Origin of the sequence: Tsuneonella mangrovi (genome assembly GCF_002269345.1) — a bacterium.
Lineage (GTDB): Bacteria > Pseudomonadota > Alphaproteobacteria > Sphingomonadales > Sphingomonadaceae > Tsuneonella > Tsuneonella mangrovi.
In genome coordinates this window covers 1,417,499-1,433,362 of sequence record NZ_CP022889.1, presented here as the reverse complement: position 1 = coordinate 1,433,362, position 15,864 = coordinate 1,417,499, and the positions used below count along the sequence as shown (strand labels likewise).

The 15,864-nt window shown below is 57.6% G+C and carries 12 protein-coding genes; 7 read left to right on the top strand and 5 right to left on the bottom strand.

The window, feature by feature from the left end; translation table 11 throughout:
• Positions 1-5 precede the first annotated feature (5 nt).
• The 3 genes from CJO11_RS07015 to CJO11_RS07005 are packed head-to-tail and all read right to left on the bottom strand — an operon-like array spanning position 6 to position 2,949.
• Positions 6-779 (bottom strand): SDR family oxidoreductase, encoded by a 774-nt coding sequence (locus CJO11_RS07015; protein WP_095012075.1) that lies wholly within the window; start codon positions 777-779, stop codon positions 6-8.
• Positions 767-1,786 (bottom strand): zinc-dependent alcohol dehydrogenase, encoded by a 1,020-nt coding sequence (locus CJO11_RS07010; RefSeq protein ID WP_095012074.1) that lies wholly within the window; start codon positions 1,784-1,786, stop codon positions 767-769. The genes CJO11_RS07015 and CJO11_RS07010 overlap by 13 nt, the downstream gene beginning before the upstream one ends.
• Before the next feature lie 14 nt (positions 1,787-1,800).
• Complete coding sequence (locus CJO11_RS07005) at positions 1,801-2,949, bottom strand: mandelate racemase/muconate lactonizing enzyme family protein (RefSeq protein WP_095012073.1); 1,149 nt, start codon at positions 2,947-2,949, stop codon at positions 1,801-1,803.
• A gap of 61 nt (positions 2,950-3,010) precedes the next feature.
• On the opposite strand from CJO11_RS07005, the gene CJO11_RS07000 reads away from it, so the two are divergent.
• From CJO11_RS07000 to CJO11_RS06970, 7 genes are all read left to right on the top strand, one after another.
• Positions 3,011-4,108 carry an SMP-30/gluconolactonase/LRE family protein gene (locus CJO11_RS07000; protein WP_095012072.1) on the top strand — a complete coding sequence of 366 codons (1,098 nt, stop codon included), beginning with the start codon at positions 3,011-3,013 and terminating at the stop codon, positions 4,106-4,108.
• Positions 4,109-4,190: 82 nt separating this feature from the next.
• Positions 4,191-6,458: an agarase gene (locus CJO11_RS06995; protein ID WP_095012071.1), complete on the top strand. Its 2,268-nt coding sequence runs from the start codon at positions 4,191-4,193 to the stop codon at positions 6,456-6,458.
• Position 6,459: 1 nt separating this feature from the next.
• Complete coding sequence (locus CJO11_RS06990; protein ID WP_095012070.1) at positions 6,460-8,088, top strand: MFS transporter; 1,629 nt, start codon at positions 6,460-6,462, stop codon at positions 8,086-8,088.
• Positions 8,085-8,864, top strand: a complete 780-nt coding sequence (locus CJO11_RS06985; RefSeq protein WP_095012069.1) for an SDR family oxidoreductase — start codon at positions 8,085-8,087, stop codon at positions 8,862-8,864. Before CJO11_RS06990 ends, CJO11_RS06985 begins: the two co-directional genes overlap by 4 nt.
• Before the next feature lie 20 nt (positions 8,865-8,884).
• On the top strand, positions 8,885-10,033 hold the full coding sequence (locus CJO11_RS06980) for a mandelate racemase/muconate lactonizing enzyme family protein (protein WP_095012068.1): 1,149 nt from the start codon (positions 8,885-8,887) through the stop codon (positions 10,031-10,033).
• Positions 10,034-10,039: 6 nt separating this feature from the next.
• On the top strand, positions 10,040-11,332 hold the full coding sequence (locus CJO11_RS06975) for an MFS transporter (protein WP_095012067.1): 1,293 nt from the start codon (positions 10,040-10,042) through the stop codon (positions 11,330-11,332).
• Positions 11,333-11,938 carry a GntR family transcriptional regulator gene (locus tag CJO11_RS06970; protein ID WP_095012066.1) on the top strand — a complete coding sequence of 202 codons (606 nt, stop codon included), beginning with the start codon at positions 11,333-11,335 and terminating at the stop codon, positions 11,936-11,938.
• A gap of 11 nt (positions 11,939-11,949) precedes the next feature.
• Here CJO11_RS06970 and CJO11_RS06965 read toward each other — a convergent pair whose 3' ends face one another.
• Positions 11,950-14,448 (bottom strand): hypothetical protein, encoded by a 2,499-nt coding sequence (locus CJO11_RS06965; RefSeq protein WP_169829157.1) that lies wholly within the window; start codon positions 14,446-14,448, stop codon positions 11,950-11,952.
• Between the two features lie 279 nt (positions 14,449-14,727).
• Positions 14,728-15,555: a phytanoyl-CoA dioxygenase family protein gene (locus tag CJO11_RS06960; RefSeq protein ID WP_095012064.1), complete on the bottom strand. Its 828-nt coding sequence runs from the start codon at positions 15,553-15,555 to the stop codon at positions 14,728-14,730.
• Between the last annotated feature and the right edge of the window lie 309 nt (positions 15,556-15,864).

Sequence of the window (15,864 nt, the reverse complement as noted above, 5' to 3'; positions counted from 1 at the left end):
GAAATCTAGCGACCCATCCAACCGCCATCGACAAGCAACGTGGCCCCGTTGACATAATCGGACGCGCTCGAGGCCAGGAAGACCGCGGGCCCCTTGAAGTCGTCCGGCTCGCCCCAGCGACCCGCCGGAATGCGAGAAAGGATTGCGTCGGCGCGCGCGGGATCTGCTCGCAGGGCTTCGGTGTTGTCGGTTGAGATGTAGCCCGGAGCAATCGCGTTGACATTGATCCCTTTGGATGCCCACTCGTTGGCAAATGCCATGGTGAGTTGCTGGATGCCGCCCTTGCTCGCGGCATAGCTTGGAACGTTGATGCCACCTTGATAGGACAGCAGCGACGCGGTGAACAAGATCTTGCCAGAGCCGTGCTCGATCATTCGGCGACCGATCTCGCGCGTGAGAAGAAACTGGGCAGACAGGTTGACTTCGATGACCCCATCCCAAAATTCATCGGAGTGGTCCGCAGCCGGTGCACGCAGGATCGTCCCGGCATTGTTCACGAGGATATCTATGTAAGAGTGCTCGTTGAGGATATTGGCGATCATTGCCTTGAGCGCAGTGCGATCCGCGAAGTCGCAGCGGTATCCTGTGAAGCTGCGACCGGTCGCCCGGACAGCTGTGGCGACGTCGTCGTTGTCCGGGTCCAGATTCGCCGAGACTCCGATGATGTCGGCTCCCGCTTCGGCCAGGCCAATGGCCATCGCCATCCCGATGCCGCGCCTGCATCCTGTAACGAGTGCGACCTTGTCGGAAAGACGGAACAGACTGCTCAATGGTTGCACTCCAGCAATGTCTTCATACCGGGATCGGGGCTGTCGAGCGTTTCGAAGGCATGCTGAACCTGCTCAATAGGCAGTACCTGGGTGATCAACGCGTCGACATCGACTTCTCCGTTCGCGATCAACTCGATCGCATCGTCAAAATCGACGGCTTCGTAAACCCGTGCGCCAACAAGTTCGAGTTCGCGCCAGAAGAAGCGGAACAGGTCTACCTGTGGCTTGGACGAGTGGATTGCGACCACGCAAATCCGTCCCCGGACCGCGGCGATATCGGTCATTGTCGACACTGTCGCCTGGACTCCGGCGACTTCGAACACTACGTCCGCGCCTTTGCCATTTGTCCAGTCCATAACGTGAGCTGTGAGGTCACCAGAAGCAGGATCGAACGAAGCGAGACCGGCTTTGGCGGAATATTCGCGTCGCACGGCTGCGGGTTCGGAAACGAGAACGTCTGCACCCTTCGCCCGCGCAACCAGTGCGATGAGTTGGCCAATCGGGCCTCCTCCCAGTACGACGACCTTGTCGCCGGTGGCGACCCTTGCACGAGCGACGTCGTGACACGCTACCGCCAGCGGCTCGACAAGGGCGCCGCGACGCAGGTCGATGCCGTTTGGCAGTTTGTGAAGAGTGCGAGCCTTGACCGTCCAATAGGACTGCAACGCCCCAGTCGTATCGACGCCCATGAACTTGAGGTTGTGGCAGATGTGTGAGTGGCCGGCGAGGCACGCCGGGCATTTTCCGCAGTAGTCCAGTGGTCGAACGACGACCTTTTCGCCTGGTGCAAATCCTTCGACTTCGTCGCCGATCGCTTCGACCACTCCCGACATCTCATGCCCGATTATTCCGGGCGGGCAGACGCGGTGATCCATGTGTCCATGATAGACGTGCAAGTCAGTTCCGCACAGACCGACAAACCCGACTTTTACGGTCACTTCCCCGGTTCCTGGGTTGAGTCGCCGGCCTTCCGCGACTTCGAAATGGCCTTTGGCGACGTAGACTGCGCTTTTCATGAGGACTCCAGAAATTAGACGCACCGATGGGGGCGGAGCAGATCTGCGTCGAAGTTGACGCCGATGCCTGGCTCGTGAGGAGCAAGTGCAACCCCATTTTCAACCCGCAAGGGTGCGGTGGTGTAAGCATCGATTGGAAAGGAATGGACTTCGAGCAGGGAGGCGTTCGGCTGGGCTGCCATGAGAGATACATGAAGTTCATGCATGCCGTGCGAAGCAATTGGTAGGTTATTGTCTCGAGCGAGGTCAGCGACTTGCAGCCAGCCTGTAATGCCAGCGATGTTGGACGCATCAGGCTGCAAGTAGGACAAATGAGCAAAGTCGATAGCGGTACGAAATTCTCCAAGTGTTCGCAGGTTCTCGCCGGAAGCGAGTGGTATGTCGCTCGTGGCAGCGACCGCCGCGTATCCCGCAAAGTTGTCGTGTGCGACCGGTTCTTCGAACCAGGTCAGGCCGCAATCTTCGACACCTTTGGCGAAGGCGATGGCTTGGTCGGCTTCCCATGAATAGTTGGCGTCAGCCATCAACGCCTTTTCAGGTCCTATGAGATCGCGCACACTTTGGACGCGTCTCACATCACGCGCGATGTCTGGTCGACCAACCTTGAGCTTAACTCCGACGTGGCCGCTGGCCATTTCGTTCGCGACTGCTTCAAGGAGCTTGTCTTCCGGGTATCCTAGGTCGATCAGTCCGCGGTAGCAGGCCACTTGGTCTGAATGTCCGCCAGTGGCCTTCCAAAGAGGCAGCCCCTCCCGTTTGCAGTGAAGGTCCCACAGCGCGATGTCGCTCGCCGCGACGGCGAATCCTGAAATGCCCCCGAGGCCGAGATAGTGCACTGCGCGACGCTGGATCCGCCAAAGATCCTCGAGTGCGGCGGAGCCCTGACCTATGAGTAAAGGTGCAAGCGTGTCACGCAGCATGGATGCGATGGCACTGCCTCCGCGGCCGCCCGTGTAAGTGTAGCCCGTGCCCTCGACACCGTCGGCGCAGACGATCCTGCAGGTAACGATCTCGAAATGGGTATGCAGACCATGGCCAGCATCGACCAGCGCTTCATCGAGCGGGATACGATAATGCGCCGGCTCGATCGCGACGATCGGACTTCCCGCGCTCTGTTGCCTGGCATCGAGAGCCACCCGCCCCGGATCTGAAACATCGGTCATGCCTTTCTTTATTGTCGAATGTTGACAATTGCGTCAAGATGATATTGCAGATTGTCGACCAATGCTCTTCCAAGCATGCGGTGAGAGGACTCTGAAAATGGTGAAATCTTGTACTTTCAACCGGCGTGAGGTGGTGATCTGGGGCGTGCTTGGCGCTGCCACCTTCAATTTACCGGCGATAGCAAGAGCGGATGCACGGACGGCTCCGCCGAGTGGATTGCCCCCTGTCTCGGTCGAAAGATTCGATGACCGACTTGCGCAAATTCTTCCAAGCAGCGCTTCGATGGAGATCTTGGCGAGCGGATTCGAATGGGCTGAAGGCCCCACTTGGGACCAGAAGCGCGAACGGCTCTATTTCTCCGACATCCCGAACAATCGCATCAATTATTGGAGCAAAGCCCTGGGTCTTGGTGTGTGGCGCGAACCAGCCGGTTCTGGCGGCGCGCCCGATTTCGTCATGCCCGGTAGCAATGGTCTGCTTTATTCCTCATCGTCGGACGAGCTGCTTGTTTGCGATCAGGATAGCCGCTCGATCCTGGCCTACGATCCGGATGGCGGGCCGGCGAGGGTTGTTGTTCGGGGGCCTGAGGGTGATCCCTTCATCAGTCCGAACGACCTTGTCATGGGGCGTGACGGTTCGCTTTATTTCACCGACCCACCATTTGGTTTCGTGGAGGGTAAGGCGCGCCCGGAAACGCCGCGCAAGGTGAGCGGTGTGTACCGGCGCCTTAGTAATGGGCGAATCGAACTCATCGACGGCAGCCTCAAATTTCCAAACGGCATTGGAATTTCACCGGATGGCGGGCACCTCTATGTGTCGATTTCCGACCCGGTCTGGCCGCGAGTGGTTCGATTCACGGCGGAGGGAAATGGTTGGCGACGTGACGGCGATTGTTGGTTTGATATGCGGGTCTTCCAGCATGATGGCAGCGCCGGGATGCCAGATGGCATGGACGTGGCCAGCGATGGCACGCTGTTTATTGCAGCCCCCGGCGGGATCGCGATCCTGTCCGAAAAGGGAGAACCTCTGGGTCGTCTAGTGACGGGCCGGGCGACCGGGAATTGTTGCTTTGGGGAAGATGGGAGTACGCTCTTCATCACGGCGGACGACTTGCTGCTGCGTATCAGGACGAGCGCGCGCGGGGTCGCATTCTCCTGACCCTCGGTTAGTCCATATTGTTGACAGTTGACATTATTGACTCATTCAGACAACGTCGCCGAAACAAAGGTGAGAGAGGATCATGAACAAGTATTTCCAACCTCGTGTCGCAGCCTCGCTTCTTGCGATCGCCATCCTGTCAGGTGCAGCCACCCTTCACGCGCAGGAGATCTTGGTCGACGGCTTCGAAGGCGCGTCAGGGACTATACATTCTTCCAACGCTTCTGCTCAGATCGTCACTTCTGGTAAGGCGACGCAGGGCAAGCGGGTGCTCGACGTACACCTCTCCGCTCACGACGAAGATTCGATCACGATTCCGGTCTCCCGACCAGTTGGCGCAGATAGCCTTGGTGATTCCAACCTGGCATTTGACGTCACGAACCTGAGTCAGGTCTCGGTCCAGATCTTTGTCAGCTTGCGGGCGGCAGACGGCAGGTCTCGGCAGGGAATGGGAGTGGTCGGTCCGGGCGAGACCAAGACCATGTATGCCGTTCTTTCGGGCTATGAAGCGAATGTTGAAACAGGCATGCGCGAGATTCCGCCAGCTTGGAAGACGAGCGACACGAAACTGTTCGGGCGGAACTACCTGGGCACAATCGACCCGACACAACTTACATCGATTACGTTTGAGACGCACGCTAATCCGAGCGCCCGAGAGATTCTAATCGACAATATTCGATTGCGTAAAAATCCTCCGGCCGATCCGTTTTTCCTGACCGATCTGGTCGACCGATACGGACAGGCGGCCAAGCTGGAATATCCTCTTAAGGTGCATTCTGATGCGGAGTTGCTGGCTGCGGCCAAGAAGGAACTGGCGGAGCTCGCAGCTTCCAAGGGGCCTCCAGGAAGGTCGCGATTCGGGGGATGGGCGAATGGCCCTAAGCTAAAGGCTACGGGCTATTTTCGAACAGAAAAGGTTAAGGGGAAATGGTGGCTGGTCGATCCAGACGGCTATTTGTTCTTCTCGAGTGGGGTGGCGAACGTCCGAATGGCCAATCTTGGCACGATGACGGGCTACGACTTTTCCGCCCCGGACGTGCGCAAGACCGATCCAGAAGCGCTGACGCCGGAGGATTCGATCGACATCGTTCCTGTCGCGCCGCAATATCGCGAAAGCCGTTTCTTGGCCTCGCCGCTTCGGCGCTCGATGTTCGAATGGCTGCCAGCCTACGATGATCCGCTCGGCGATGCTTACGGATACCGTCGCTCGGCCCATCGCGGGGCCATGGAACACGGAGAGATTTACAGCTTTTACAAGGCCAATTTGGAGCGTCGATATGGCGCGGACTACATGGCCAAGTGGCGTGAAGTGACCATCGAGCGTATGCGCGACTGGGGCATGACTTCGTTTGGAAACTGGGTTGATCCTAAGTTTTACCAGAGCGACCGTATTCCCTATTTCGCCAACGGCTGGATTATCGGTGACTACAAGACGCTGTCGACAGGCGAAGATGTCTGGTCTCCCATGCCCGATGTTTACGATCCTGAATTTAAGCGCCGGGCAAGATTGACCGTCGAGGAAATCGCGCGGGAAGTGCAAGGATCTCCATGGTGCGTCGGGGTTTTTGTCGACAACGAAAAGAGCTGGGGACGAAATGACAACCTCCAGACCCACTATGGGTTGATTCTGGACGCTCTTTCGAAGTCGAGCAAGGATAGCCCCGCGAAGGCGCACTTCACTGTAATGCTTAAGCAACGCTACAAGTCCGTGGCAGCGCTCAACGCCAAGTGGAAGACACACTTTGCCAGTTGGGATGCCTTCGCAGTTGGCGCAAAGCTGACCGATCTCGAAGCCGCCAGAGAAGATCTCTCGCTAATGTTGAGTGACTATGGCGAGACCTATTTCGCTACGGTCAGCAGCGAATTGAAGCGTGTCATGCCGCATCATCTATACATGGGTGTGCGCATGGCTCAGTGGGGCATGCCGGAGGAGATTATCCGCGCAGCGCTCAAGCACTCGGATGTGCTGAGTTTCAATAACTACAAGGAGGTCATGCATCCTGAGGCCTGGGGCTTCCTTGCGAAGCTCGACAAGCCGACGATAATCGGGGAATTTCATATCGGGTCGACATCGGATACTGGCCTTTACCATCCAGGTATCGTCGAGGCGACCGACCAGAAAGATCGCGCGAGGATGTACGAGCAGTACATGAACAGCGTCATCGACAATCCGGTTATGGTTGGGGCGCATTGGTTCCAGTACGTGGACGACAACGTCACCGGACGGGCATATGATGGCGAAAATTACAATGTGGGCTGGGTTACGAACACGGACAGACCGTATCCAGAGATGGTCGAGGCTGCCAAACGTGTGAACTACGGCCTCTATCAGCGGCGCTACGGCAAATAGCATGGCCGGCCCCGCCGCCACCGGCTTGCAGCCGGGCGCCAACCGTGTCGAGACCAACCGCCGCGCGCTTCTGCTGGCGATCATGGTCTGCTTCGGCGGATTCGTCTTTGGCCTCGATGCTGCGCTTGTATCGGGGACGAAGGCTTATGTGATCGAGAGCCTCCATACCGATGCCATCGGTTACGGCTATGCTGTCAGTTCGCCGGGGCTGGGCGTGGTGCTCGCCTTGCTCGTGACTGGTACGATCTGCGATCGCATAGGGCGCAGGAAGACATTGCAAATCATTGCCTTGCTTTACCTGCTCTCAGCAACTTGCGCCGTGCTTTCGCAAAACATCTACCAGTTGGTTGCGGCGCGGTTCCTGGGCGGGTTGGCCTTCGCATCGTTGTCAGTCTCATCGATGTACATCGGCGAAATCGCTCCACCGGCAAAGCGCGGGTTGCTCGTTGCGGTCAACCAGCTCAATATCGTGTTTGGTCTGTTCGTCGCTTACCTTGCCAACTATTTCATCCAAGGTTGGGTCAGCAGCGATGCAAGTATTGCGCACGTGCTGGGAATGGACCGCTTCACGTGGCAATGGATGTTGGGGGTGCAAATTCCGCCATCGATCATGTGGGTGGTCTTCCTATTGCGGATACCCGAGAGTCCGAGATGGCTGATGCTCCAGCGCCGCCCCGAGGAAGCCCGCAAAGTCTTGGAGAGGTTGATCGATTCAGACAATGTCGAACCGGCACTGGCCGAAATTGAGCAGACGTTGGAAACCGATATTGTGCACGGTCAGGGTTCAACTGCGCACAAGCTTGCGCAGATGGTCTCGCCACAAATCCTGCGCGCGACGATCATAGGCGTGGTGATCGCGGCGGTTCAGCCGGCAACCGGGATCAATGCGATTATGTTTTACGCGCCCTACGTGATCGAGCAGGTCGGTGTTGGGGTCGATGCTTCATTTCTCGTGCCGGTCATCAATGGGGTTTTCAGCATCATCGCGACCTCGCTGGCTCTGGTGCTGATCGACCGCATTGGTCGTCGCACAATGCTACTCGGCGGTCTTGCAGTCGCGGCGATCAGTCTTGTCGCTTGCTCTTGGGCCTTCGCCCATGCGACCTACCGGATTGATCCGGCCAAGGTCGCCGAACTTCCGGTCCAGATCGACAGGACCGAATTGCGACCAATTGTCGGAAAACAGTTTGCCAGCGATGTCCAACTGAAGCAGGCGCTCAATCAAGCGCTCGGTGTTGAAGTGGCTCAAGCCAACGAAGCTGCATTGCTCAAGACAGCCACGAAGATGGACATAGGGCTGGTACTTTTCGGAATCGCTGCGTTCATTGCCGCGTTCCAGTTTTCAATCGGGCCAATACTGTGGGTGATCCTGTCAGAGATATTCCCGACGGGCGTCCGCGGCGTTGCGATCCCGGCATGCGCGCTGATTACCAGCATAGTGAACTACTTCGTGCAGCAGCTGTTCCCTTGGCAGCTTGTCACATTCGGAGCCGCTTCGGTGTTCGGAACTTATGCGACCTGCGTGACCATCGGACTGGTCGTACTATGGAAGATGCTGCCGGAAACACGTGGGCGATCGATTGAAGACGTTGCCGCCGAACTGGCCGCAAAGGGAGAAGCAACATCATGACGGGCAGCGACATACTCGCTGGCAAGACAATCGTGCTTACCGGTGGCGGTGCGGGAATAGGCTGGGGTATCGCGCAGGCGTGCTGCGAGAAAGGTGCGCGCGTCTTCTTCTGCCAGCGAAGCGATGAGGGGGAAGCCAAGGCGGCCGAACTTCGCGGACGGGGTCACGATGCTCAATTCATGGTCTGCGACATTTCGTCGCCCGAGAGCATCTCCGCATTCGCTGACGCAGCTATCGAGCGCTATGGCGCCGTACATGGCCTGATCAACAATGCAGGCGTTACCATCGAAGGCGATTTTCTGACGTTCCCGCTCGCCGACCTAGATCGGCTTTGGTCTACCAACGTGCGTTCGATTTTCCTGCTCACGCAGGCGCTCGTTCCGGCGATGCCGCACGGCTCGGCAGTAGTGAACGTCTCGTCGAACCATTCCGTCTCCAGCGTCGCGGGTTACGAAATGTACGCGGGAACTAAAGGGGCGATTTCGGCGATGACGCGCGCGATGGCGTGGAGTCTGGGCCAGCGGGGAATTCGGGCAAATACACTCAGCCCGGGACTGACCCGTACCGAAGCTGTGCAAGAGGTGATCAACGCAAGTCCCGAACTTGAACGCGGCTTCAACGCGATGCATGCCGATAGCGCCTTTGCTACGATCGGAGAGATCGGCGGAGTAGCCGCCTTCCTGGTCTCCGACGCTTCGAAGGCAATAACTGGCGCCGATCTGGTTGCCGACCATGGCATGGCTGCTCAGCTCTGTCGCGATGATGAACTGAAATAGATTTGCACGGGGGATGGGGCATGAAGATAATTGCGATAACTGCCTATGCCGTTTGGGCGGGCCATCGCAATCTTTGCCTGGTGAAGGTAGAGACCGACGATGGAATCGTCGGCTGGGGCGAATCCGGATTGTCCGGACGTGAGCAGGCGGTGGCCGCTATGATAGGCCATTTTCGTGAATTCTTGATTGGCAAGGATCCGACTTCCATCGGTGCGCTCTGGCAGGAGATGTATCGCAGTCAGTACTTTGAGGGAGGTCGCACGATCACGGCAGCGATCTCGGCAATTGACATCGCATTGTGGGACATTGCGGGGAAGGCTCTCGGCGTGCCGGTACACAGGCTGCTCGGTGGGGCCCAACGGGATAGGATTCCTTGCTTCATTACGAGTACCGCGGCGCATGGTGAAGCGCTGGTCGAGGACGTTACCGCTCTCCGCAGGCTTGGGTGGGAATGCATCCGCGCCACAGTGGGCGAGGCGGCCGCAGGGCCCTCGACCTATGATCCGCGCAAAGCACTGGCTGAAGCGGCCGATGCGCTCAGCGCAGTCCGTCAGGCAAATGGAAGCAGTTTCGCACTTGGGATCGACTTCCACCATCGTCTGCAGGTTGCCGAAGCCGCTTCCTTCTGCCAGCGCATCGTTCCTGGCACGCTCGATTTCCTTGAGGAGCCCATCCGACAGCAGTCGCCCGCCGCTTACCAGGCACTGCGAGCCATGTGCGAAGTGCCGTTCGCAATTGGGGAGGAATTCGCTTCGAAGTGGGATTTTCTGCCCTACATCGAAAGTGGACTCACCAACTTCGCGCGGATCGACATTTGCAACGTCGGCGGATTTACCGAAGCGATGAAGATCGCCGCAATGGCGGAAGCTTACTACATTGACATCATGCCGCATGACCCGCTTGGTCCGGTTTGCACGGCCGCGACCATTCACATGTCAGCGGCCGTACCGAACCTCGCTTGGCAGGAAGTCGATCCATACAGTGTTGACACGCGGGATTACGATCGCCTGTTCCCCAATCGACCAGTGCTAAGTGGAACTTGCTTCGAATTGCCGCAGGAACCCGGGCTTGGAATAGAAGTTGACGAGGATGCGCTGAATGCGGCGCAGTTCGCCTTTTGGGAACCCCCGCGGCGCTACAAGCCCGATGGTTCCTACACGAACTGGTAAGGCAAGATGCCCAGTCGCCGCTTCACCATTCTGATCGTGCTGTTCGTGACAGTGGTGGTCAATTATCTCGACCGGACCAATATTTCGATCGCGGCAATTGGAATGACTAACGATCTTGGGCTGGGGAAAGTCGAAACTGGACTTGTCTTTTCGGCCTTTGCCTGGACCTATTCCCTCTGTCAGATTCCCGGCGGTTTTCTTGCCGACAAGGTGCGGGCGCGGACACTTTATCCTGTACTTCTTGCCCTCTGGTCCGTGGTCACGATCCTTCAGGGCTTCGCCGGCACGATCGGGTTGCTGATCGTTTGCCGTGCTATGCTAGGTTTGTTCGAAGCGCCCTCATACCCGATAAACAACCGTATCGCGACGACCTGGTTTCCCTCGGCGGAGCGGGCTGGAGCGATCGGCTTTTACACGTCCGGACAGTTTCTCGGGCTTGCCGTTCTTGCGCCAATATTGGTCGCTTTCCAGGCGTCGTTTGGTTGGCGTGCACTATTCTATGTCTCCGGGACCCTTGGTCTGGTCTGGGCCGGAGTGTTCCGCTGGCTCTATCGCGATCCCGACAGCGATCCGAGGGTTTCAGACGAAGAACTTGTTGCTCTTCGAGCCGGTGGAGCGGCGATTGATCCGGATGGCGAGATAGGTGGGCACAGAGAAAGGTTCGATTTGTCAGAGCTGGTCGCTGCATTCCGTCATCGCAAGCTGTGGGGCATATACATCGGTCAGTTCTGCATTGGTTCAGTCAGCATTTTTTTCCTCACTTGGTTCCCCACCTATCTTGTCGAAGACCGGGGAATCTCGTTTGACCAAATCGGGTTCACGGCATCTGTCCCGTTCATCGCCGCATTGGCAGGTGTTGTCCTGTCAGGCGTCATGTCGGATTGGATGGTACGAAGGGGAGTGAGCGAAGGAAATGCGCGGAAGGGCCCGGTCCTTGTCGGTCTTGCGCTGTCGGCCGGCATTCTTGGGTCGCTCATAGCAACCAGCGATTTTCAAGTCCTTTTCTTCATGTCTCTCGGCTTTTTTGGTAACGGGATGGCATCAATAAGCTGGGTCTTCGTGTCACTTCTTGCCCCGCCGGAGCAGTTGGGTTTGGTAGGTGGAGTGTTCAATTTCATCGGCGGCCTATCAGCAGTGGTTACGCCCGTGGTGATCGGTTATCTGATCGATGGGCACGACTTTTCTCGCGGCCTGATATACGTCGGTTTGGTAGCACTTGGGGGGATTTTCTCCTATGCCGTCTTGGTGGGTCGGCTAGAGAGAGTTTCGTTTGGCAGCAATGAAGAGCGGAAGGTGTAGATGGCGCAATCGGTGGTGATCGGGGTCAGGGAGCAAATCGCACAGATTCTGCGTTCAGAAATCATCTCTGGTGAGCTGGCTCCGAACCAGAAGCTGACTGAAGAGGTGCTTGCACAGCGCTTTGGTGTTTCTCGTGGCCGAATCCGTGATGTCCTGCTTGAGCTATCCAAAGAGGGGCTGCTGGTCACTCGTGCCAACAAGAGCACGACAGTAAATGATGTTGCGCCACCTGACCTTCAGGCATTGATGGTCAAGCTGCGCCTGACCATCGAGACATTTGCGATTAACAAGGTCGCAAAGGCACCGAGCGAGGTGTTGCTGTCGGCGCTCGAGGAAGCTCTGGACAAGCTCTCACAATGCCTGAAATCCGACGACTTCGCGGAGATCACAAAGGCCGACATCGAATTCCACCGTGTGATCATCTCCGCGGCGGGAGGCGAAGACCTTCTCACGCTGTGGCAGCCGGTGATCATGCGGATGCGAATGAACTATCGACGCCTGTCGACACCAGCCCAATCAATCGAAGAGCACGACGCAATATTCGAGGCGATCAAACGCGGTGACGCGAAGGGCGCGGTTGACGCGTTGAAAGCTAACATTCGCTAGACACCACCAGGTCACCCGCCTGATGGAAGCCACCCCTTCGCTTCCTGGTCCCCGATGTAGCCGACGTACCATCCGCTACCCCATCCCGCCGCCCAGAGCACGTTGCGGTTGAAGGGGTCAGGTTGCGCATCGACGATCTGGTCGTGGTTGGCTAGCCCTAGGTTGATTTTTCGCCAGCTCTTGCCTCTGTCGAGAGACAGAAAAAGGCCGGGATTCATAAAGCGTCGTTTTAGGGTCAACTGGCTTGTAACGGTGACGAGCAGGATATCAGGATCGATCGGCGAAGTTGCAATCTGTGTAACGAGGGGTGCCGCGAAGATCCGATTCCATGTCGCGCCATCATCTGCGCTTGTCCAAACGCCGCCCGCGTCCATTCCGCCCGCATAATAACGTCCGGTGGCGACGTAGATCGCATGGGAGTGCCGGTCGATGGAAACGCAGTTTACAGCCCTTATGGTACCTGGAAGCGGAACTTTGTGCCATGTCGTTCCGCGATCCATCGACTTGTAAAGGCCGCCATTGTCGTCGTTCGCGGCAATGTACAGTATCCTGGGGTGGTCTGGATCTGCAATGAGCCGTCGGAGGCTGGCACCCTCGCGAAAGCCGGCGCCCGTCAGTTTCCAATGTCGGCCGCCGTCCGACGAGCGATAGAAGCCAAATCCAGCCTTGGCGCTTGCCATGCGGGGGCCGCGGTAGACTTCGGATGCGGCATCCCGTGTGCTGACGAAGTACATGAAGCGCGGATCCTGCTGATCGATCGTCAGGGAATTCTGAGCAGGGAGCAGTCCGGGCGGACCCTTTCCGCTCGACGCCAAGGCTTGGACCCTGAGTCGCTCCCTCTTCGACATTCTCTGTAGGCTCAAAGGTTCGAAGATCGTCGCGATGTCTCTCCAGCTGCGTCCACCGTCGGTGGTATGTCTGAGCCTTCCTGCATGATCCTGCCGCCATGAGAGCGCGTATATCGAATCGGGATTACCTGGTGCGACAGCCATGGTGGATATTGATGTCATGCCATCGCCATGTACCTGACCTTCGATTTGGCGAACCGGGACTTCGCCAAGCGATCTTCCGGCCGGCGGAGGCACGGTTTCCCAGATCCCGTGCTCTCCGCTGGCAAAAAGCCGTCTATTCGGGGCACCGGTGTTCAGCAACATCTCGCGCCCCGGAAGGTCACTGTCGCCGCGCCCGATCCAGACGCTGTTTCCCAGCGCATCGTCGTCGATTTGCCGCCAGCTCCTGCCGCGATCCCGCGAGCGAAGGGTTTGCTGGTCGATGCTGATGTAGACATCGCCAGTCGGGCCGATCTCAAGCAGTCTGTTCCCGGACAATCCCGCGCCGGAGTCGAGAATCGATTGCAAGTGCGAGAAGGTCACATTGGCGCCGACTGGGTTGTTTCGCTTGCGCCAGAACCTGTTGTCCCTCCCACTGCGCCAGTATTTGCCGTAGCGTGCCACGACCTCCCAGTGATGGCCCCCATCGAGGGTGCGCCACACGTCCCCGGGGCCGAACGTATAGTCGTGCTTCTTGTTGTAGGTGACGTAGATTTCCTCAGGATTGCGAGGATTGACTGCAATGCGATTGAAGACGGGGAGTATGGAATGCGGAAGATCCGGCCAGCTTGTTCGCGCCGCATCTGCAGTAATGCCGAACCAGTAACCGATGGTCCGGTAGTATCGTGCGACCTCCAGCGGATAATGTATGTTGGCAAGGTCGAATGCCAGATCTCCGGTAACGGAGGACCAGGTTCGTCCGAAATCGTTGCTGCGAAAGACGCCTCCTTTTGAGCGCACCGTGCGACCCTTGCTCTCGAACACGGTCTGGTCGACAAGGAAGAGGATGGTCCGCCCAGTCGTGGGATCGGTGGATGATACTAGGTCGCGAGGTAGATTGCTGGGCAAGCCGGCCACATTTCCGTCCCAAGTCAGACCGCCGTCACTGCTAAGGAGTACGCCGTGGTTGCTTAGCAACGCTACATGGGCCGGGTCTGACCGGTCGACGATGATCTTTCCGACATCAAGGTCCTTCGGCAGGCCTTCGTCTATCTTGTGCCAGGACTTTCCGCCGTCAGTGCTCTTGAGGATGTAACCATAGTCCGCATAAGCCACCGGTTCGCCTGCCGGATGTGCGCGGGAGCGGTGGTTGCCCTTCACATCGAAGAAGTTACCTGGGCCGATATACCAAGTGCGGTCGTTCGTTGGATCCACCGCAATGGCCGACAACCGAGTCCCGAGTTGCTCGTCATACCAGCCCTTTGCAAAGGCGGTGGGGTCGTAGGGATTATAGCCGAGCTCTTGTGCGCCGGGAGTTAGTTCTGCTGCTTTGGTCCAGCTTCGGCCACGATCATGTGTGATATAGGCCCAGCCGTTCCAATCGATGGCCATGCCGAAGTCCGGGTCCTGGCGCGAAAAGTCCACGTCGATGACGCGCTTCATATCATTGCCTGTTCCATCGGCATCTTGGAGGCTTTGCCATGATTGCCCGCCGTTCCAAGTGCCGTAGCTGACGTGCATGTCTGGACCCATCAGAACGGTTTCGGGGTCGGAGGGGTGCGGCCAGAGCTTCTCATTGTAGCCTGACATACCTGGGCCAATGTTGTGCCAGTGGACCAGAGGGTTGGATGCGACCCGGTCGTTATGCAGGTGGATGAAGTAAGCACTGGCTGCAACCGGTGGCGCAGGTGGCCTTACCGATTGAGGTGACGCTTCACCTCCTATTGCTGCCGTAAGCAGCAAGCACGCTAGGAAGATGCGCGTTGTCTTCCAGGTGATCAAGCAGGCTGCCATGCTGCGCTATTGCAGGATTATCTTTTTCAGTCGCTCCTCGACCTCGTCATGGAAGACGACCGCTTCAGGGGCGAAATCGCTTTCCGGTGCTACTTCAGGGTCGAAGTTCTCAAAGCGATCAATTCCTCTCGCAAGTGTGGCCGTGTCCCTCACGGCCCCGATCTGGCGAACCCGGGTCGGCAGGTAGCGGATCGCAAAGCCGATGCGCGGTCGGTCGGAAGTGTTCGGTCCTGATCCATGGACCATGCGCACATGATGTAGCGACATTTCACCTGGGTTAAGCTCTATGCAGTGGGATTCGTCCTCGTGGACTTCCACCGAGATTTCTTGTCCGCGCGACAGCATATTGTCGGGGTCGAAGGTATCGCGATGCGCCAATTGCTCCTGGAGATGACTGCCTGGCACGACACATAAGGCACCATTGTCGGCATGGCTGTCACTTAATGCGACCCATGCTGTAACTACGTCCGCCGGATCTAGGCCCCAATAAGTTGAGTCCTGATGCCAGGAAACGAAGCCGGGATGATGGGGCGGCTTGATGAAGAGTGTACTGCCCCAGACAAGCAGATCCTCGCCATAGAGCTCCGCAACGCGGTCAGTTATTCGAGGGTCCCTGACAAGACGATCGGCCCAGGTGAATAGTAGGTGCGGATTGTTATGCTGCTCTCGACTCAAGGGACCATGACGGTTCTCGTGTTCGGCAAGGCTGGTTCGGATCGATGCCGCCTCTTCTGACTCGATTGCGCGGAGAGGTGCAACAAATCCGTCCCTTTCGAACCGTCGTCGAATTTCGCTAGGGACAGAGGCAGAATCTTTCGACGCAGTACTGATCATTGGGACTCTCCGGTCTTTAAAGATTTAACAACCAAGATTGCAGACGGCCCGCGGGGCCTCTCTATCCGGTTGGCCGCCATGCCAAAAGTGACGAAGAGCCATCCGCGCCACATCGTCTAGGAACCTTGAAAACCCAATCTCGCTGGCTTCGTGATCGGGGAAGCGCATGCAGCACAATAGTTCACGCCTTCGATTACTGTCAATCGTCAAATGTTGACAATAATTGAAGGTGGCTACGGTTAGGTTGGTTTGGCTGGCCTGCTGTTGGGCGAACCGTCGAAGCAATCGACCAACGTGTTTGCTGTCGAG

Bases quoted from the DNA above. Each gene is read 5' to 3' on its own strand.
- CJO11_RS07010 (WP_095012074.1), bottom strand. From the start codon at position 1,786: ATGAAAAGCGCAGTCTACGTCGCCAAAGGCCATTTCGAAGTCGCGGAA.
- CJO11_RS07005 (WP_095012073.1), bottom strand. From the start codon at position 2,949: ATGACCGATGTTTCAGATCCGGGGCGGGTGGCTCTCGATGCCAGGCAA.
- CJO11_RS07000 (WP_095012072.1), top strand. From the start codon at position 3,011: ATGCTCTTCCAAGCATGCGGTGAGAGGACTCTGAAAATGGTGAAATCT.
- CJO11_RS06995 (WP_095012071.1), top strand. From the start codon at position 4,191: ATGAACAAGTATTTCCAACCTCGTGTCGCAGCCTCGCTTCTTGCGATC.
- CJO11_RS06990 (WP_095012070.1), top strand. From the start codon at position 6,460: ATGGCCGGCCCCGCCGCCACCGGCTTGCAGCCGGGCGCCAACCGTGTC.
- CJO11_RS06985 (WP_095012069.1), top strand. From the start codon at position 8,085: ATGACGGGCAGCGACATACTCGCTGGCAAGACAATCGTGCTTACCGGT.
- CJO11_RS06980 (WP_095012068.1), top strand. From the start codon at position 8,885: ATGAAGATAATTGCGATAACTGCCTATGCCGTTTGGGCGGGCCATCGC.
- CJO11_RS06975 (WP_095012067.1), top strand. From the start codon at position 10,040: ATGCCCAGTCGCCGCTTCACCATTCTGATCGTGCTGTTCGTGACAGTG.
- CJO11_RS06970 (WP_095012066.1), top strand. From the start codon at position 11,333: ATGGCGCAATCGGTGGTGATCGGGGTCAGGGAGCAAATCGCACAGATT.
- CJO11_RS06965 (WP_169829157.1), bottom strand. From the start codon at position 14,448: ATGCACGTCAGCTACGGCACTTGGAACGGCGGGCAATCATGGCAAAGC.
- CJO11_RS06960 (WP_095012064.1), bottom strand. From the start codon at position 15,555: ATGATCAGTACTGCGTCGAAAGATTCTGCCTCTGTCCCTAGCGAAATT.